This is a genomic window from Corynebacterium sp. HMSC076C10, assembly GCF_001812455.1.
Taxonomy (GTDB): Bacteria; Actinomycetota; Actinomycetes; order Mycobacteriales; family Mycobacteriaceae; genus Corynebacterium; species Corynebacterium jeikeium_D.
Window position 1 is genome coordinate 25,987 of sequence record NZ_KV809164.1, and the last position, 18,869, is coordinate 44,855.

An 18,869-nucleotide genomic window follows, 5' to 3' on the forward strand; every position below is an offset into this window, starting at 1 on the left:
CTGCTCTCAGCCAATTGTTAGACAGACAGTGCAAGGTATTACGTATGAGCAACTCTTTCAACGATTCCTCGCGGGGAGATGAGCGGGGACACTACTCCTCGCAATCTCACAACTTCAGCGAGAACCGTGCCATGGGGGATGCTGGTGAGACAAACCAGTTTTCTGTCAATGAGCGCGGCTGGGAGAATTCCCACTACAACACCATCCCGTCTCAGCCGAACGGCGCTTACGGAGGCGGTTCAGAGTGGGACGTTGCGGCCAATCAGCAGAAGACCAAGGGTGCCCAGGGGGCTAAGGGCATGGGGGCGCTGGCAGTCGCTGCCCTGATGCTGTGCTCGGCCGGTATCGGTGGCGGTGTCGGCGCATGGGTAGTTCACAACTCGCAGTCGTCGGCCCCCGCGGATAACGCGCTGGATAAGCCTGCGGAAACCCGTCAGGTAGCAGCAGCTGAGGGGTCCGTGGAGAAGGTCGCGCAGAAGGTCCTTCCCAGTGTCGTGTCCATCACCACTGCCTCGGAGCGGGGCACGGCGTCGGGGTCAGGTTCCATTCTGTCGTCCGACGGTCTGGTGCTGACGAATAATCACGTCGTCGCAGGCGCGGGTCCGGACGCACATATGGAAGTCCTGCTTTCCGACGGCACCACGCACCCGGCAACTCTGGTTGCAGGGGATGCGGCTACGGATATTGCCGTTATTCGAATTGAAGGTGTTAACGGGCTGCGCCCAATCTCGCTGGGCAACTCCTCGCAGGTTCAGGTTGGCCAGGAAGTGGTGGCCGTTGGTTCGCCGCTGGGACTGACCTCCACTGTTACGCAGGGCATTGTCTCCGCTAAGAACCGTCCGGTGACCGCCGCTGGTGAAGACGGTCAGTCCTCGGTCATTGATGCAATCCAGACCGATGCGGCGATTAATCCGGGTAACTCCGGCGGAGCGCTAGTGGACATGGAAGGCAACCTCATCGGTGTGCCCAGCGTGATTGCCTCTAACAGTGAGGCATCGGAACAGGCGGGCAGCATTGGCCTTGGTTTCGCAATTCCGGTTAATCAGGCTCGTCGCATAGCGGAAGACCTGATCGATTCCGGCAAGGCGCGGATGCCTGTCATTGGTGCCCAGATCGATTCGCGTCCGATTGCACGTGGTGCACTGGTGCGAGAAGTAACGCCAGGTGGCCCAGCTGATAAGGCGGGTCTGAAAGATGGTGACCTGATTACCAAGGTTGATGACCGCACACTTGACAACGGCGTTGCACTAATTGCGGCTATTCGGTCGCATCGGATCGGGGATTCTGTCACACTTACAGTTACAGATGAGCGAGGCGGCAACGAGCGAACGGTCGATGTCACCTTGGCAGAAGCCCAGGATTGATAGGCAGCGTGGTGGAGTGAGTACCTCACCATCTGTAGAAGAGTTTTCGAGTGAAACTTCGAGTGAAAAGCTGTGGGAGAAAGCGAGATAGAGCAGATGAGCGAAACCGTGAGTACTGAGCCAAGTGACGTCAACCTCGCTGAGATGGAGCGTCTTATCAACGACGACGGCCAGGTCCGAAATGCGTTCGTTGTCCTCGTGGGGGACCATTTCGAGAACCCGGATGGTGCGGCTTCGCTCATGGTTGAGCTGTTGGAAGAAGACGGCTACTCGGTCGATGCCGTGGTCAGCACTGGTGCAGTCAAGCGTGAGATCCGGAAGGCTCTAGATACCGCTGTTGTCGGTGGCGCAGATTTGGTCGTCACGGTGGGCGGTGTTGGAGTTGGTCCTCGTGCGAAGACTCCGGATGCCACTCGCAAGGTTCTTGATGTGCGGCTGCAGGGCATCGAGCAGGCTATTCGTAACTCCGGTATGGGAGCTGGCGCCTTGGATGCGGGGCTGTCCCGCGGTTTGGCCGGTGTGTCCGGTCAGACAGTGATTGTCAATCTCGCGGAGTCTCGCGCTGCAGTGCGCGATGGCATGGCGACAATTCTCCCGCTGGTCTCACATGTGCTTGATGACCTCTGCCGCTGGAGCGTCTAGGAATGGGCGACGCCAAACATCCCAATCAGCCCGAGCAAGAGCAAGAGCAAGCCGCGCCGCGCAGTGGCAGCCGTAGGCAGCGTCGCCGCGCAGGTGCACCGGCGAAAAACTTTGCCCAGTCGCGCAGTGCGAAAACTGCGCGCACAGTGCACTATCACGATGAATCCCCGGAGGATGCTCGTGATTTTGATGCGGACTACTGGACAAAACAGCGCCCACCCCATTGGGGATGAGCGCTGTGTAAAAAGCGTTAGTTAGCTTCTTATCGGAAGCTCGCAACTAGCAGCTAGAGGCTAGTTCAGCTCCGTCTTCGGCTTGCCGTTCTGCTCTGCCAGCAGGTCACGAATCTCAGTCAGCAGGTCAGCCTCGGTGACCTCCGGTTCAGCGGAGGTCTCCAGACGAGCCTCACGCATCGCGTTGAACTTGTTCATCGGAGCAACGATGACGAAGTAGACAACCGCTGCGACCAGCAGGAAGTTGATGACTGCGGTGATGACAGCTGCGAAGTCAAGGTAGGTCGACGGGTTGCCGCTGATGATTTCGAAGCCAAGGCCAGTGACCTCTGCGCCACCGATGGTGTTCAGCAGCGGCTCGAGCAGGCTGTCGGTGAAAGCAGTGACGATTGCGGTGAACGCAGCACCGATGACAACACCGACCGCCAGGTCGATGACGTTGCCGCGCATGATGAACTCTTTAAAGCCCTTAAGCATAGGAAATTTCCTTCTGTAGAAACGGAACAAACCAAACGAGACCTGTGAGTCATCGTGTTGCTCATGGCAGGCCCATACGATTTTGAGAAACGGGGCAGTGCGATATCAGGCAGTGCCACTCTTCTTCGCTCTAATCGTAGTTTTGAATTGCCTGGCCATTGTATCCCCGCACTAAGTTGTGGGACAAGTCAACTTTCTGCGAAAACACTGTTCAGGACCATAAAATCTTTGAACCAGTGAGATTTTGGTCACTAACCCGCGAGTAACAGTGTGAGCGGAGATGCTAGCGATGTCGCAGCCACCACCTCCGCGGCGCCGGTGGGCAGAGCGACCAAGACCACCTCATCGTCGACGATGTTGACCACCCTTGCCCCGTGTGCAAGCGGCGCCGCCACCCCGCGCTCATCCGCTGTCGACACAATATCCACGCTGTCACCAGTGCGAAGAGCGGACACAATGCCCGCATCAGTCAACGTGATGGCAATAATTTTGCTTTCCGACGTCCCCGTCAGCGACTTGGCAAGTGACGGGCCGACCATTCGCTGCTCTGTAATTATCTCTCTCGGTGACATGCCGGTGGCCAGGGTGCGTCCCCGCACAGAGGCGATGTCCGTTACGGCTCCACCGGGAACGAGCTCCCGGGGAATGTCCTTGAAAGCCACATCTTGTTCTGCCACCGATGCGCCAGCGGCAATGGATTTGGCGCTAACCACTACCCGAATATGGCCGCTGCGGGGTGTCAATGACTCCACCGCCGCCAGGCCGACTGCGCATAGGAAAACAGTGAGGGCAACCATCCGCCGAATAGTTGTGGGACGGAGCTTTCGGAATGGACGCGGAAACCGGGACGAATATTTTGGGCTCATATTAAGTTAGGCGCGAAAATCCCGGAATCGGTTCCATTAAATCTGTGAAATCCCCGCTGGCGTGATCACATAATCGGCAGGAATGTCGTGCTCATCGTAGGCAAGCTCCGTGCGCAATTCGGTGTTGAAAACTGCAACAGCGATGGCCGCAGCTCTCACCCCATCCGTATCACTGTCGCGTCGAGCGAAAACCAAGCTGCGATCGTAGTAACCAGCGCCACGCCCTAACCGCATCCCGGTTGCGGGGTCGGCCGCAACTGCCGGCAGGATAATGGCGTCGACAACACCCAGCTCAGCTGGGCCAGCAGAGTCTTCCACCGAAACAGGTTCCAAGAGTCCAAATCGCCCCTTGCTGAAGCTGCCGGTGTAGTAACCCCAGTGCAGCGGTTGTGGTGGACCGGGCGGGCAGACGGGAAGCAGAATTCGTGCTCCGGGAACCGCGTTGGCCAGAGCTTCCACAAAGCCCTGGCCGGGCTCACCACCAGTCGAACTAGAAACGCTTGCGCCGGGTTCGTCGCCAGCGGGGACATAGGCGGCAATGATGGGTTTTGCGAGGTCGCCGACGGTATTGGATAACCATTCTTGCAACCGCTGTACCAGTGCTTCGTCGTCAAGCATGCGCTCACGCTGCCCCTTGGCGGCGCGTGCGGCGAGTACCTCGTGCCGTGTGCGGGCTTTGAAATCAGACGTGGTTTCGGGAAGCGGAGCCATACCTGCAAACCTACTCTGTCAGGTAGGGGAGCGACCTCTGTCGTCAGCGCAGGAGAAAATTTCTGATTAATGCGTTGAAAAAGCGGGGTCAGCCTCCGAGCAAATGGAAGTTATATAGGTATCGTTGCCATTATGGTCTCATCGTCTAAAGAGTCTGGTTCGGACATGACTACTCCGGTTCGAACTGTCATCGTTCCTGCCGCGGGCATGGGTACGCGATTCTTGCCTGCCACCAAGACAGTGCCGAAAGAATTGCTGCCCGTAGTTGATACGCCGGGCATCGAGATGATTGCTGAAGAGGCCGCCGCCACTGGTGCGCAACGCCTGGCTATTGTCACAGCGCCGAGTAAGGATGGCGTGCTTGGGCACTTCGACCCGCGCCCGGACCTTGAGCAGACTCTCGCCGAGCGTGGCAAGGACAAGATTGCAGCGAAGGTACGCCGCGCCACCGAGGTTATCCGCGTCGAATCCGTTGTCCAGGATCGACCGCTGGGCCTGGGGCATGCGGTGCTGGTCGCAGAGCCGCTGCTCGAAGACGATGAGGACAGCGTTGCTGTCATGCTTCCCGACGATCTCGTGCTCCCAGTGGGCGTGATGGATCGGATGACGGAAGTGCGCGAGCGCTTTGGTGGTTCGGTGCTGTGTGCGCTGGAAATTCCTCATGAAGAGGTCTACAACTACGGTGTCTTCGATATTGAGGACGCCACCCCGGCGGAGTCTGGTGAGCTCGGTGCTGACGCGGCCGACGCTGATGCCTGGGACGATGTGAAGCGAGTCAAGGGCATGGTGGAAAAGCCGGACCCTGCGGATGCTCCATCCAACTTCGTTGCAGTCGGACGTTACTTGCTCGATCGCGCCATCTTCGATGCGCTGCGTCGCATCCCGCGCGGTAAGGGCGGCGAATACCAGCTCACCGATGCAATTGAGCTGCTGATTCAAGAGGGGCATCCGGTTCATGTGGTCGTTCACAAGGGGTTCCGCCATGACCTGGGAAATCCTGGTGGCTTCATTCGTGCTTGCGTAGACTTTGGACTCAGGCATCCGGACTACGGCGAGGGGCTGCGCGACTACATGCAGCAGCGTCTGGCGCAGGATGAACAGGCTTAAAGCCTTTTTATAGAGGCTTGTACTGAGAAGCTGAATAGCCATAAAGCGCACCGCGGGTTGGTGCCGAGGAAGGTAAAACATGCGTTCTGTGGAAGAACAGTTGGCGGCAATCACCGCACACGCTGTGATGCCTGATCCTGTGCGCGTTGCTATTTCGGAATCCCTCGGCATGCTGTGCGCTGAGGATGTCATCGCTGAGCAGCCGTTGCCGGGGTTCGTGCAGTCAGCAATCGATGGTTATGCGGTGCGGGCTGTCGATATCGTCGGTGAATCTGGGTCTTTACCTCCGGATGCGCGTCAGAGTGATGTTGATTTTCGCGAGGTTGAGCTACCTGTTGTCGGTGAGGTGACAGCCGGATCTCACCACCCGATGCGGCTACAGCCGAAGCAGGCCGTGCGCGTACAAACTGGTGCGCCGCTGCCATCGCTTGCCGACGCCGTCGTGCCCCTAAACTGGACCGACCGCGGTGGCCGTCGAGTTAATGTTCTCCATCCGGTCTACTCCGGTGACTTTGTGCGCAAGGTTGGCGACGACGTGCAGCCGGGTGACGTGGCGGTGTCATTGGACTCGGTAATTTCGCCGTCACAGGTCGGATTGCTGGCAGCGGTGGGGCGTTCGAAGGTTTTGGTGCACCCTAAGCCGCGTATGTCCGTGATTTCCATTGGTAATGAGTTGGTCGATGTTGACCGCACGCCGGGGCTCGGTCAGGTCTACGACGTCAACTCCTACGCGTTGGCAGCAGCCGGCCGCGATGCCGGGGCCGAGGTACACCGAGTGGGTATTGCCACCGGTGAGCCCCGTCGCATCCGGGAAATCATCGAAGGCCAGCTCATTCGCAGTGAGCTTTTGGTCATCACGGGGGCTGTCGGCGGTGCCGCGGGTGAGCAGATTCGCCGTGTGCTGGCTGAATTGGGCGAGGTTGATGTTTCCCGCATCGCTATGCATCCTGGTTCGGTCCAGGGCTTTGGTCTGCTGGGAGATGACAAGATTCCAACGTTCCTCCTGCCGTCGAATCCGGTCGGCGCATTGGTCGTTTTTGAGGTCATGGTTCGTCCCCTCATTCGGCTGGCGTTGGGTAAGCGCAATCCCCGCCGCCGCGCTGTCACCGCTCGTGCTGTCGGCCCGATTGAGTCGGCGGAGAAGCGCCGTGGCTACATCCGTGGCCAGCTCATGCGTGACCGCGAGACCGGCGAATACATGGTGCAGCCGCTGGGAGGTTCCGGCGGTGCGCAAGCCCACCTTTTGGCCGGTATGTCGGAAGCCAACAGCCTCATCGTGATTCCGGAAGACGTGCTGCACGTGCGTCCGGGAGATGTAGTTGACGTGCTGTTCATGGCGCGCCAGGCCTAACCTCACTCCACTACCGCGAGTATTGTTGCTGTGCGTACTTCTCGTCTAGTAACCAGTGGCGGCCGAGTCCGCCTGCGTGTGCCAGAGCGCTCTGATGCCTCTGCATGGCGGGCACTGCGGCTGCGTGACGAGCCCATTTTGCGCCCCGTGGAGCCAACCCTCGAGGACGACTGGGATAACGCCCACAGGGCTTCTGTTTTCCGCCGTAACCTGCGCAGTTGGCGTCGTTCAGAGGCTGCGGGAGACATGATTGTCTCCACCATTGAGGTAGACGGCCAGTTCGCCGGCATGCTCACACTCGGCGGTATTACGCCTTTCCCCGTCGCTCACGCATGGATTGGCTACTGGGTCGGCAGCGGCTTTACATGTGGAGGGGTCGCCACTGCGGCAGTGGCGTTGGCGTCGGATTATGCCAAGAGAGTTGGCGTCCACCGAATTGAAGCGACTGTGTTGGACAGCAATGTCCCGTCGATACGCGTGCTGGAAAACTGTGGGTTCGAGTTCGAAGGCGTGGCGCGGGAAGCCTTCCATATGGATGGCGCGTGGCGCGATCATCTGACCTATGCGCGGGTGGGGGAGGACAGTGCAGTGGACCTCATCGTGGCGAGTGGTCGCGCGCAATATGAAGAGGCGGAGAAATACCCACCGCAACGGCGCGCCTGAGTAGTCTGAGTAACACACGCCGATAGGGTGATGACAACTCTACTATTGGGCGAATTCGCTCTAGATACGCTGACTGCCTTCGCAAATGCCTCTGTGGAAGGGCATGTGGGTGGCGTATTTGGGCCGGGGAGAGACGGCGAAACCCCGGGCGAAATCGCAAGGAGACACAAAATATGTCAACTTCACTGTTGCTGATACTCATCGTTGTACTGTGGCTGTTTGTGCTGGCCCCGCTGGTGGTCAATACGCGCAAGCCGATTCGTCGTACTTCCGATGCGCTAGGTAAGACCCGCGTGCTGCATCGTGGTGGCGAGGAATTGGCCACGACGCGCCGCCGTCCGTCTTTTAAGGAGTCGGACGTGCGCGTAGCCGAAGAAGTCGACGATTCTCTCGAAACCGTTGACGCGCAGGTCGACGATGACTTCGATGTCAGCGACGTGCTTATCGACGACACCGTGGACGAGGCGGCCGACCCGGCCGTCGTTGACGGCGATATCGTCTACGAGCTGGAAGCGGCAGATGCAGAGGAGGAGACCCCGCAGGCGGATGATTCCGCTACCGAGGAAGCCACTGCTGAGTCTTCTGACCGCTCTGACATGGACGTGTCCGATGATGAGTCTGCAGACCAGTCGCTGCAGGCTGTCGTTAATGACGAGGATGCTGAATCTGACTCCGCCGTTGCCTCCGCCGAAGGTGACGTGGTTCGTGCAGATGAGTCCTCTTCCGATGTGAGCGTTGACGTTCGCCGTCAGTTTGTCGACGCCGATGACTTGATGTTCGAAGATGCCGTTGAATCTGACGCTGATTCCGGTGCCGCGGCTGACGCTGAGCACGCGGACGCTGAGGCTCTCTCTGAGACTGAAGAGGCAGCAGACACCGTAGACGAGCAGGCGGAACCCGACGAGACCGTCGAGGACGACAGCGACCACAGTGTCGAGTCCAACGATGACGCAGTTGCTGTCGATGACATCTTGACCGAAGATGATTACGCGTTCGCTGAGAAGCGCCGTGGTCGTGGTGGGTTCGATCCGATTTCGGATGCTCAGTACGCTGAGACTCGCTTTGCCCGCCGCCGCCGTTCGGTTGCTGGGCTGGCAGCGTTCATCGCGGTCACGGTCATCATCGCTGCTTTCGCCGGTGGTTGGACCTGGTGGATTCCACTGGTCGGTGTCGGCTTGATGACCCTGTATCTGGTCAACCTGCGCCGCACCGTGCGTGCAGAGCAGGAACTGCGAGCTCGCCGAATTCGCCGGATGAAGATGGCCCGCCTCGGCGTGCGTAACCGCGAGGATGATGAGCTGGGAATTCCACAGCGACTGCGCCGTCCGGGCGCGGTAGTGGTCGAGCTTGATGATGAGGACCCGGATTTCGCAGATCTGGCCTACACTGACCACCGCTTTGATGACGACGATTATGACGAAATGCCACAGGCTCGTGTGAGCTAGTCCTGTGAACTGAGCCGTAGAACAACCTTAAAGTTGTCTGAGCACGTCAGCGCGATTTTTTGTTAGAAACTCGGCCTGTTACGATGTCACTACCTAAGACATGACACACCGGGTGTGTTTGGCGGAAGGCTTCTCCCGAGGGGTTGGGAGAAGCCTTTTTGCATGTTTAAGTCGCTGGCCTCTCGCAGCCGCAGTGCTACCGTGTTTTGACCGTGCCGTCGGGTAGCATGTCCCTCATGGATCGACCGGTAATGCGCGATATCGCGCTCGTGATTCTCCGCCTGATACTCGGAATTATCTTCATCTGCCATGGCTGGGACAAGATTTTTATCACCGGTATCGACAAGACGACCGGTTACTTTGTCGCCGCGAATATCCCGCAGGCGCACTTGACGGTCTGGGTTGTCGCTCTAGTCGAACTGGTCGGTGGCGCGTTGCTGATTCTGGGACTCTTGGCACCGACGGTGGCGATGGTCTTCATCATTGAGATGATTGGTGCCTGGTGGTCGATGCACTTGGGCAATGGCCTGTTTATCCGCGACAACGGTGCGGAGCTTGTGATGTCGCTCATCGGTGGTCTGGTGATGATTTTCGTTTTCGGGGCTGGCCGTTTCAGTTTGGACAGGCAGTTCATCAGGTAAGACCTCATTAGGTACAACCCCCTTAAGAGTTAAAGGCGGTGGAGATTCCCCGTGGAGTGCGAGGAGATTCGCGCAGCATTGTCAGCTCGCCTCGATGGCGAGCAGGCAAGCATTGCCGATGAAGTCATCGATGCCCATCTTGGGGCCTGCGAGGAGTGCCGAGCTTGGTACGAGCGAGCGGTGCGGCTGAACCGCGCCCTTACGGTTGGGCCTGCCGATGGTATGCCGGAGATTTCCACGGATGATCTCTCGGAGCGCATTTTGGTCTCCATCGAACCGGAGCGCCGGCGGCGTGAGCGCGCATGGCTGCTCATGGCCGGCACCGCCCGCGGGGTGCTCATTGCGCTGGGCCTTTGCTGGGCGGTCTGGGGGATTGCGACACTGGTCGACGCCTCCGGCATGATGACGCTCGGACTTTCCTCGGCGCAGCCGCAGGACGGTGCAGGAATCGCAACAAGCACGGGAGCGCCTATCGACGGTTCCACTGCCACCGTTGACCCAATGGAGCTCGGAGCACGCCTTGCCATCCAACTCGCGGCAATTCGGCTTGCATTGGCAGTGGGATTGTTCTGGGCTGCTTGGCGGCCACGCGCTGCCATGGGCATGGCGCCGGTCTACGGTGCCGTCGCCACGTTCAGCATCGGTTTTGGTATTCGTGACATTCTCATCGGTGCTCAGGGAGCATCAGAGATCGCTGGCCTGGCCTTGATGTTTGTCTCCGCTTTGACACTGGCCGTTGTGTGGCTGGGCGGTTATACGCCGACGGCAATCGCACAGGCATGGCGAGCCGCCTCCGGGTTGCCGGTCACAGGCGTGCCGCCACAGCGGCACTAGCTCCAGGACGGCAACCAGAACCGCCAATCGAAGTGGTTGAGAGGCAGCGGGTAGCCGGTCAAAATCGGCAGCCAGAACACAAACGCGGCCACCACTAGTGCGGCGTGTGCGCCAACGATTACTAACCCCACCGGCTTATCGCGAGGCCACCAGTGTGAGAGATCGTCGGCAAGCAGAGCAAAGGCGATGAGTACAAATGGAATCAGCGCGGTGGCGTAGAAGAAGTACATCTGACGGTCGTAGCCGATGACCCACGGCAGCCACGAGGCGAGGAAACCGATGACCGGCAGCGCGTAGCGGCCGTCCCGGCGGCCGAGCCAGCGCCATGTGGCCCACAGGACCACGGGTACCAGCAACCACCAGATGGGCGGGGTGCCAAAGAGCATCATCCAGCCCTTGCACTCCTGGCCGCCACTGCAGGTGGTTTCGGTGGAGTAGTAGAGCATTGGGCGCCAGCTGACCAGCCACTCCCAGGGCTTGGACTCCCAAGGGTGTTTGTGGCCATTAGAGGTGGTCAGCTCGGCGTGGAACTTCAGCACGCTGTTCTGGTAGTGCAGGTAGTTCTGCACGGCCTCGGGAAGCCAGCCGGTGCCGGGGAGTCCCGTATCGCGCTCTTCGGGCGAGACATGGCGATAGACCGACGTTTCTTCGGCGAACCAAGAACGCCAACTTAAGAAGTAAACGCCCAGCGGGACCACCACCAGATCACGCAACGCCGGGGCGGTATCGCGGGCGAGTGCGCCGAGCACGGGCTTGTCCGCACCGGCATTCTTGCGTGACACCAAATCCGTGAAAACGGACCACAGGCCGAATGCGGCCATGTAGTACAGACCGGACCACTTCACCCCGGTGGCAAGCCCCAGCATGATGCCGGCGAGCAGTCGCCACCAGCGATAGCTGAGATAGGGGCCGAAACTACCGAGTTCCGTGGCGGATTCCAGGCGCTTGCGGGCATCGGCCTGGTCAATGAGAAGTGCCCACGCGGCCGCGATGATGAAAAAGGTCTGAATCATATCCAGCATGCCGACCCGAGAGGAGACAAACAGCACTCCGTCGGCAAGCGCGTAGAGACCAGCAATACCCACTGCCAACCGCGAGCCGCGAGAGATACGTCGGACGATGTCCATGAGCAGCAGGATGACCAGCGTGCCACACACCGCCGACATAGACCGCCAGCCCATTGGTGAATAACCGAAAATCCACTCGCCCAAGGCGATGACCTGCTTGGCCACTGGCGGATGCACAATCAGACCGTAGCCGGGATTGTCCTCAATGCCAGATGAGATGGGGTCGCGCGTGGACTCCAGAATCTGCCAGGCCTGTGGCACATAGTGCTTTTCGTCGAAGAGCGGGGTGCCATTGTCGGTCTTGGCAGCAAGCCCGATGAAACGCGTTAGCGCTGCGACGATTCCGAGAACCACAAAAGTGGCGGTATCCCATTTGTCCCACCGCCGCAGTGGCGGCAGCGGGGGAACCGGGGGAATCGGGCGCAGGAAACGTTTTTTCGCGCGGCGCTCGGTTTCCGGTGGTGGGGTTAAAGCGGCATCGGTCACGAATGTCAGTTTAAGCTATGGAATCATGACGCATTCGGCATCGAACTTCCAACCGCACGAGAACGAGCCCCTCAGTGAGGCTACGACGCTGGCTCCCGGCATCACTCTGGTGGCAACGCCGCTGGGCAATATAGCCGATGCCTCCGACCGCTTGCGCGGTGCGCTTATCGACGCCGATATCATCGCCGCGGAAGACACCAGGCGGGCGCGCAACCTAGCCACAGCGCTGGGCATTTCCCCCAAGGGGAAGTTTGTTTCGAACTTCGATCACAACGAAGAGAGCCGCACTGAGTCGCTGATTCAGGCGGCGAAGGCGGGACAGAAAGTCATTGTGGTGACCGATGCGGGGATGCCGGTGGTGTCAGACCCCGGCCTGGCTGTGGTGGCGGCTGCTCACGACGCGGGTGTGCCGGTGTCCTGCGTACCGGGACCGAGCGCGGTGACTACCGCATTGGCTCTCAGCGGCTTGGGTGTCGGCCACTTCTGCTTCGATGGCTTTGCACCTCGTAAACAGGGGGCGCGCCGGGCCTGGTTGGAATCACTGAAGACAGAGAAGCGAGCCTGTTGTTTCTTTGAGTCGCCGCATCGATTGGCTGCCACGTTGGCGGATGCCGCGGAGATTTTAGGTGAGGAGCGGCGCGCGTCGGTAAGCCGTGAGTTGACCAAGCGCTTTGAAGAGACTCGCCGCGCGACGCTGGGAGAACTGGCTGCGTGGGCGGAAGAAGGTGTCCGCGGAGAAATTACGGTGGTGATTGAGGGCGCGGGGCAGCAGGCGACGGAGGTATCCACGGAGGACCTAGTTGACCGCGTGGAGGAGCTCGTGGCTGATGGCATGCGGTTGAAGGATGCCGCGAAGCAGGCTGCGGCGGAGGCTGGAATGACAAAGCACCGTGATCTCTATCAGGCGGTTTTGGCTGCTCGCGAGGAAAATCGTTAGGCGATTGTTACTTTGTGCCAGGAAATGCCCAGCGCACGACAGTGAACAGGGTAAACGCCATTATTGGCAGTTTTTGCAAGCTGGGAAAAAATGAAGAAAACCTGAGAAAACCCGCATTCTAAGTTGAAATCCCAGGTCAATGGTGGACATGGTGGAGGAATGACGAATCCACCAGAACATGAAATACAACAAGAAGTAGGGGAGTCGGTCGTTGGCGAAGTCAGGGCCGACGATTCTCACGCTCCCGTGAACCTCGGGGTTACCGTCCCCGCCATTGCCGCAATTCTGGCAATTATCGTCTGGGGACTGGTGTGGCCGGACAGTTTCTCCACGTTTGCATCTAGTTCTCTGAACTGGGTCGTGGAGAACACCGGCTGGCTGTTTATCTTGGCTAGTACCGTCTTTGTCTTCTTTATTGTGTCCATCGCGATTTCCAAGTTCGGTCACATCCGCCTGGGCAAGGACGCCGAGAAACCAGAGTTTTCCACACCTAGCTGGATTGCCATGATGTTCGCCGCCGGTATGGGCATCGGTCTGATGTTCTACGGCGTTGCTGAGCCACTGACCTTCTACCGCGAAGGTGTGCCGGGTCACCAGCCAAAGGAAGTCGGTACCGCCATGGCATCGACGATGTTCCACTGGACTCTGCACCCGTGGTCGCTCTACGCCATCGTCGGCCTTGCCATTGCTTACTCGACCTACCGTCTTGGTCGTAAGCAGCTGATTTCCGCGGCGTTCATCCCGCTTATCGGTGCACGTCGCGCTGAGGGATGGTTGGGCAAGCTTATCGACGCACTTGCGATTTTTGCCACCGTCTTCGGTACGGCAGCCTCTCTCGGTGTTGGTGTGCTGCAGATTTCCGCTGGTTTGGAGATCAACGGTTTCACTGCCATCAAGGGCACAAGTTTGTGGATTGGTCTTATCCTCATTCTGGGTTGTGCCTTTTTGGCTTCTGCGCTGTCGGGTGTGGGCAAGGGCATTCAGTACATTTCGAACTTCAACATGGTTGCCGCTGGCCTGCTGGCTCTGCTGGTGTTGGTCCTCGGCCCTACCGTGGTGATTCTGAACCTGATTCCGACTTCTATTGGTAGCTACCTGAATTCCTTCTTTGAGATGGCCGCCCGCTCCAGCGCTTCCGCTGACGGTACCGCCGGCGAATGGCTCTCGTCGTGGACAATCTTCTACTGGGCCTGGTGGATCTCCTGGTCGCCGTTTGTCGGTATGTTCATCGCGCGCATTTCTCGCGGCCGTACTATCCGTGAGTTCGTCTTCACCGTCGTCGCAGTTCCGTCGATTGTCTCTGCCGTATGGTTCTCCATCTTTGGCGGCACCGCCATTACTCGTGAGCAGCAGGGTGCTTCCATCTATGGCGACGGCTCGGCTGAGAGCCAGCTGTTCAACCTGCTGGAATCCCTGCCGGGTGGCGCGATTACTTCCGTCATCGCAATGGTTCTGCTGGCTACCTTCTTCATTACCTCGGCGGACTCCGCCTCCACGGTGATGGGCACCATGAGCCAGTTCGGTCGACTCACAGCATCGCGCACGGTCACTGCTATGTGGGGTATTTTCACCGCTCTGATTGCGATTGTCCTATTGGTCACCGGCGGCAGCGATGCCCTGTCCAACCTGCAGAACATCACCATTTTGGCGGCAAGCCCGTTCGTCATTGTTATCTTGGCGCTGATGGTGGCGCTGGTTAAGGGGCTTTCCGACGATCCGATGTACCTCGATGACAAGGAACAGCGTCAGTTTGCCCTGCGCATGGCTCGCGAGCGCCGCTTGGCGGAAGCGGCCGAACAGCGCGAACGCCGCCGTGCTCGTAAATTGCGCAACTAGCTTTCCAACAGCAGCGGTGCGGCCTTGGCCTCAATCTCGGCCCATTCGCCCTCGGGCGTAGACCCGATGGTGATGCCACCGCCGATGCCAGCTTCGACCCGAACTCTCCCCGAGTTCGGGTCTTTTGCATACTCAGCGGTACGAATGGCGACATTGAGCTCAAGTGCATCCCCGTGGGCCGCACCAATCGCGCCACAGTGAGCGCCACGGGGCTCGGGTTCCCACTCGCGCAGAAGCTCAATTGCTCGCAGCTTCGGTGTACCGGTGACTGAGGCCGGTGGGAAGCAGGCATCGATCAGCTCAGCGTGGCTGAGCTGATCGGGAAGTTCCGCGGAAACTGTGGAAAACAGGTGCCACACGCCCGGTGCCGGACGCACACTGAGCAGATCCGTGACCTTCACAGTGCCAGTTTTGGCCACCTGGCCGAGGTCGTGGCGCACCAGGTCGACAATCATGATGTTCTCGGCGACATCCTTATCGCTGCGCAACAGCTCATGCGGGGGCCGGTCAGCGGGAATCGTGCCTTTGATAGGAGTTTCAGTCACGCTTGTGCCAGCGCGGATGAGGAACTCCTCAGGACTCAGCGAGGCCAGAATTGGAATTCCAGCATCGAGGTTGCCGGGCAAGAATGCCGCTCGAGCCGGCTGATACCGCGCCACGCGGGAGGAAAACCACGCGCCGGCGTGGGCTAGTGCAGCATTGTCCACATCGACGTTCGTGCCCGATCCCGCATTCAGCTCCGCGTGAAAGCGTGTAGAGATGCAGGTTTGGTACACCTCGCCCGCGGCAATTGCTTCCTTACAGTTCTCCACTGCAAGCTGGTGGCGTTCTCGGTCGCCCTGATCCCACTCCAGTGGTGTGGCCGCGGGGAGCGCGTCGTCACGCGTGTTTTCGTGCGAGTATTTGATGGTCTCCTGAAGGGCTTGGAAATCCGGATTTGAGGGGTCACCGGTGCCGGGGCCGTCGAAATGCCACGTGCCGTCGTCGGCAAGCAATGCGACGCAGGCAGCGATCCCATGCGCGCTGGTGCCGGAGTAGGGGCGGAACCCAAATAGCCACGCATTGGGGTCGGGGCTGGTGAAAAGCGCTGTCGAATCGCAGGCGGTGAGCTCGACGTTAGCGGCGAGAACCGCGCGATAACCGAACCAGGAGCCGACGAGTGCGGCGGGGCGATGACCGGCGGCGATAAGACGAGCTAGCGCAGTGGTCGCGCGCGAAGTGAAGTCAGCGGCCGAGTCGGAGGAGGTGGACCGAGTGGACATAGGACATAAGCGTAGTGACTGCGCGAGCGCGCGATGACGCTAGGGGACAGTTCTTGGAAGACTTCATGAGGGCACAGTTCATCGTGATGGTAGGTCATCTATTACCCTGTTAGATATGTCTCGCATTTTCACAGCAGTTGCGTGGCCGTACGCTAACGGTCCGCGACATATCGGCCATGTTGCAGGTTTCGGTGTCCCCTCGGACGTTTTCGCTCGCTACCAGCGAATGATTGGCAATGACGTGCTGATGGTCTCCGGTACTGATGAGCATGGCACGCCACTGCTTGTGCAGGCGGAGAAGGAAGGCGTTTCTGTCCAGGAATTGGCCGACCGTTACAACCGCCAGATTGTGCAGGACCTCGCGGGTCTGGGGCTTTCCTACGACCTGTTTACGCGCACAACCACGCGCAACCACTACGCCGTTGTCCAGGAGCTCTTCCGTGGGCTCTACGAAAACGGCTATATGGTCAAGCAGACCACGATGGGTGCGATTTCCCCGTCGACCGGTCGCACCCTGCCGGACCGTTACATCGAAGGTACCTGCCCAATTTGTGGCGCTTCCGGTGCCCGCGGCGACCAGTGCGACAACTGCGGTAACCAGCTTGACCCGGCCGATCTGATTGATCCGGTGTCGAAAATCAACGGCGAGACCCCGAAGTTCGTTGAAACTGAGCACTTCCTGCTAGACCTGCCGGCTCTGGCAGAGGCCTTGACCGAGTGGCTGCAGGAGCGCAAGGACTGGCGCCCGAACGTGCTGAAGTTCTCCCTGAACATCCTGAAGGACATCCGTCCGCGTGCAATGAGCCGTGATATTGACTGGGGTGTGCCGATTCCGCTGGAGGGCTGGTCGGAAAACGGGACGAAGAAACTCTACGTTTGGTTCGACGCCGTCGTCGGTTACCTATCCGCTTCCATCGAGTGGGCCTGGCGCATTGGTGACCCGGAAGCGTGGCGCAAGTGGTGGAATGACCCGGAGGCGCTGTCCTACTATTTCATGGGCAAGGACAACATCACCTTCCACTCCCAGATTTGGCCGGCTGAGCTGCTGGGCTACCGTGGCGAGGGCTCCCGCGGGGGCGAGGTCGGGGAGCTCGGTGAGTTGAACCTGCCGACGGAGGTCGTCTCCTCGGAGTACCTGACCATGTCGGGCTCGAAGTTCTCCTCTTCCAAGGGCGTTGTCATCTATGTGAAGGACTTCCTGGCGGAGTTTGGTCCGGATCCGCTGCGCTACTTCATCGCGATGGCAGGCCCGGAGAACCAGGACACCGACTTCACCTGGGATGAGTTCGTCCGCCGCGTGAATAACGAGCTGGCCAACTCCTGGGGCAACCTGGTCAACCGCACCGTGTCCATGGCTTTCAAGAACTTCGGTGAGGTGCCAACTCCGGGCGAACTCACTGACGCTGACCGTGAACTGCTCGACCTGGCTGAGCGTTCCTTCGCCGAGGTCGGCGACGCGCTTGCGCTGTCCCGCTTCCGCGCCGGTATCACCGCCGCCATGCACTTGGTCGGAGAGGCCAACGCCTACATTGCTGCGCAGGAGCCGTGGAAGCTGGCGAAGGACGAGTCCCAGCGCGAGCGTCTCGCTACCGTGCTGTGGACAGCACTGCAGGTAGTCAGCGACGCCAATGTGCTGCTGACCCCGTACCTGCCGGAAAGCTCGCAGAAGGTCTTCGAGACCCTGGGCGGCGAGGGGATCTGGGCCGCAATGCCAGAAGTCCAGGAAGTCCAGGACGACATGCCGGTCGAACCGGTCGGCGCTGACCTGCCGGCAGAGGGTAGGAGCTACCCAATCATCACCGGTGACTACGTCAATCAGAAGGCCGCCTGGCGTCGCTTCGACATTGAGCCGGGTACGGCGCTGGCCAAGCCGAAGCCGATTTTCACCAAGCTCGACTCTGAGTTGGCTGAGCACGGCCCCGAGTGGGCACAGGTGAAGTAGGGGCTCAGTAGAGGTATGGGAAAGCGCAAACGCAAGATTGCAGAACCCGCGGAGTATCTCACTCCGCTGTTTGACGCCCACACGCATCTCGCGTCCTGTGGGGCGCAAACTCCGGAAGAGATTGCGGCGCTCATGGACCGGGCCGCCGCAGCGGGCGTCGTCGGAGTCTGCACGGTCGGCGATGGCATGCCGGAAACCGAACTGGCCTTTGCCGCTGCGCACGCGCACCCCAACGTCTGGGCCGCCGCCGCCATCCATCCGACGCGCGCGCACGAGCTTGACGACGACGCCAAGGCCCGCTTAACCGAAATGGCTGCCGACCCCAGGGTTGTGGCCGTGGGGGAGACGGGATTGGATTGGTACTGGCTGGATTCCCTCGACGGCTGCGCGTCGAAGAGCGAACAGCTGGCTGCGTTGCAGTGGCATATGGAGCTCGCAGCAACCGTCGGCAAGCCGTTGATGATTCATAACCGCGACGCCGATGAAGACCTGATGGCGGCGTTGGACGGCTACGACAATACGGTCATTTTGCACTGTTTCTCTTCGCCCATCGAGGTTGCCCGCGAAGCCATTGCACGCGGTTACCTGCTGAGTTTTACCGGCAACGTGACCTTCAAACGCAATGATTACCTGCGGCAGGCTGTGGCTGAGGCGCCGGCGGAGCAGCTGCTGGTGGAAACCGATGCCCCGTACATGACCGCGGAGCCTTTCCGAGGTGCGCGCAACGAGTCCACTTTTATCGGTCATCAGGCGCGTGCGATGGCCGCAGCCCGAGAAATCGGGGCGGAGGAGATGGCACAGATTTTGACGGATAACGCACGTCGGGTGTACGGCATTTAAGCACGTGCTGGCGTATTGCCGCCCCTGAGCTGTGGAAATGCAGCCGGGGCGGTTTGTTGTATTTCCCGTCACTTTTATCGATATATTTTAGACAACACTGAATCTTTACCGTACTGTTACAAACTGTATTTCTTTCATTTGCTAGCTGCCCCATCCTCCGAAAGG

The 18,869-nt window shown here is 59.6% G+C and carries 17 protein-coding genes; 12 read left to right on the plus strand and 5 right to left on the minus strand.

Features of this window, described 5'->3' with window-relative positions; translation table 11 throughout:
* The first annotated feature begins 44 nt into the window (after window positions 1–44).
* Both HMPREF2857_RS10530 and HMPREF2857_RS10535 read left to right on the plus strand, forming a co-directional pair.
* Window positions 45–1,364 carry a S1C family serine protease gene (locus tag HMPREF2857_RS10530; protein WP_016423271.1) on the plus strand — a complete coding sequence of 440 codons (1,320 nt, stop codon included), beginning with the start codon at window positions 45–47 and terminating at the stop codon, window positions 1,362–1,364.
* Window positions 1,365–1,436: 72 nt separating this feature from the next.
* Window positions 1,437–2,006: a MogA/MoaB family molybdenum cofactor biosynthesis protein gene (locus HMPREF2857_RS10535; RefSeq protein ID WP_126108175.1), complete on the plus strand. Its 570-nt coding sequence runs from the start codon at window positions 1,437–1,439 to the stop codon at window positions 2,004–2,006.
* A gap of 293 nt (window positions 2,007–2,299) precedes the next feature.
* On the opposite strand, the gene mscL is transcribed toward HMPREF2857_RS10535, so the two are convergent.
* The 3 genes from mscL to HMPREF2857_RS10555 form a co-directional block, all read right to left on the minus strand.
* Window positions 2,300–2,716 (minus strand): large-conductance mechanosensitive channel protein MscL, encoded by a 417-nt coding sequence (gene mscL, locus HMPREF2857_RS10545; RefSeq protein ID WP_016423268.1) that lies wholly within the window; start codon window positions 2,714–2,716, stop codon window positions 2,300–2,302.
* A gap of 251 nt (window positions 2,717–2,967) precedes the next feature.
* Complete coding sequence (locus tag HMPREF2857_RS10550; RefSeq protein WP_224433571.1) at window positions 2,968–3,513, minus strand: SAF domain-containing protein; 546 nt, start codon at window positions 3,511–3,513, stop codon at window positions 2,968–2,970.
* 105 nt (window positions 3,514–3,618) lie between these two features.
* A complete protein-coding gene (locus HMPREF2857_RS10555; protein ID WP_070644219.1) occupies window positions 3,619–4,293 on the minus strand; it encodes a 5-formyltetrahydrofolate cyclo-ligase in 675 nt (224 codons plus the stop codon).
* Between the two features lie 132 nt (window positions 4,294–4,425).
* Here HMPREF2857_RS10555 and HMPREF2857_RS10560 point away from each other — a divergent pair, with 132 nt between their 5' ends.
* From HMPREF2857_RS10560 to HMPREF2857_RS10585, 6 genes are all read left to right on the plus strand, one after another.
* Window positions 4,426–5,400, plus strand: coding sequence for a UTP--glucose-1-phosphate uridylyltransferase (locus tag HMPREF2857_RS10560; RefSeq protein WP_016423265.1), 975 nt, complete (start codon window positions 4,426–4,428; stop codon window positions 5,398–5,400).
* Between the two features lie 79 nt (window positions 5,401–5,479).
* Window positions 5,480–6,751 (plus strand): molybdotransferase-like divisome protein Glp, encoded by a 1,272-nt coding sequence (gene glp / locus HMPREF2857_RS10565; protein ID WP_005511382.1) that lies wholly within the window; start codon window positions 5,480–5,482, stop codon window positions 6,749–6,751.
* A 30-nt stretch (window positions 6,752–6,781) separates the two neighbouring features.
* Window positions 6,782–7,414 carry a GNAT family N-acetyltransferase gene (locus HMPREF2857_RS10570; RefSeq protein ID WP_070549888.1) on the plus strand — a complete coding sequence of 211 codons (633 nt, stop codon included), beginning with the start codon at window positions 6,782–6,784 and terminating at the stop codon, window positions 7,412–7,414.
* Between the two features lie 173 nt (window positions 7,415–7,587).
* Window positions 7,588–8,859, plus strand: a complete 1,272-nt coding sequence (glpR, locus tag HMPREF2857_RS10575) for a divisome protein SepX/GlpR (RefSeq protein WP_049189706.1) — start codon at window positions 7,588–7,590, stop codon at window positions 8,857–8,859.
* A 236-nt stretch (window positions 8,860–9,095) separates the two neighbouring features.
* Window positions 9,096–9,500, plus strand: a complete 405-nt coding sequence (locus HMPREF2857_RS10580) for a DoxX family protein (protein ID WP_038629133.1) — start codon at window positions 9,096–9,098, stop codon at window positions 9,498–9,500.
* A gap of 51 nt (window positions 9,501–9,551) precedes the next feature.
* Window positions 9,552–10,334, plus strand: coding sequence for a zf-HC2 domain-containing protein (locus HMPREF2857_RS10585; protein ID WP_070644222.1), 783 nt, complete (start codon window positions 9,552–9,554; stop codon window positions 10,332–10,334).
* On the opposite strand, the gene HMPREF2857_RS10590 is transcribed toward HMPREF2857_RS10585, so the two are convergent.
* Window positions 10,331–11,827, minus strand: coding sequence for a dolichyl-phosphate-mannose--protein mannosyltransferase (locus HMPREF2857_RS10590; RefSeq protein WP_371441574.1), 1,497 nt, complete (start codon window positions 11,825–11,827; stop codon window positions 10,331–10,333). The genes HMPREF2857_RS10585 and HMPREF2857_RS10590 overlap by 4 nt on opposite strands.
* A gap of 85 nt (window positions 11,828–11,912) precedes the next feature.
* On the opposite strand from HMPREF2857_RS10590, the gene rsmI reads away from it, so the two are divergent.
* Together rsmI and HMPREF2857_RS10600 are read left to right on the plus strand one after the other, a co-directional pair.
* Window positions 11,913–12,824: a 16S rRNA (cytidine(1402)-2'-O)-methyltransferase gene (rsmI, locus tag HMPREF2857_RS10595; RefSeq protein WP_016423259.1), complete on the plus strand. Its 912-nt coding sequence runs from the start codon at window positions 11,913–11,915 to the stop codon at window positions 12,822–12,824.
* Window positions 12,825–12,983: 159 nt separating this feature from the next.
* The gene (locus HMPREF2857_RS10600) at window positions 12,984–14,660 is read left to right on the plus strand and encodes a BCCT family transporter (protein ID WP_016423258.1); all 1,677 of its coding nucleotides are present in this window, start codon (window positions 12,984–12,986) and stop codon (window positions 14,658–14,660) included.
* On the opposite strand, the gene HMPREF2857_RS10605 is transcribed toward HMPREF2857_RS10600, so the two are convergent.
* A complete protein-coding gene (locus tag HMPREF2857_RS10605) occupies window positions 14,657–15,922 on the minus strand; it encodes an aminodeoxychorismate synthase component I (RefSeq protein ID WP_016423257.1) in 1,266 nt (421 codons plus the stop codon). The two genes, HMPREF2857_RS10600 and HMPREF2857_RS10605, sit on opposite strands and share 4 nt — an antisense overlap.
* 115 nt (window positions 15,923–16,037) lie before the next feature.
* Between HMPREF2857_RS10605 and metG the strand changes: the two genes are divergently transcribed.
* A complete protein-coding gene (gene metG, locus HMPREF2857_RS10610) occupies window positions 16,038–17,864 on the plus strand; it encodes a methionine--tRNA ligase (protein ID WP_049171277.1) in 1,827 nt (608 codons plus the stop codon).
* Window positions 17,865–17,879: 15 nt separating this feature from the next.
* Entirely contained in the window at window positions 17,880–18,704 is an 825-nt protein-coding gene (locus HMPREF2857_RS10615; RefSeq protein WP_049171274.1) for a TatD family hydrolase, read from the plus strand.
* The last annotated feature ends 165 nt before the right edge of the window (window positions 18,705–18,869 follow it).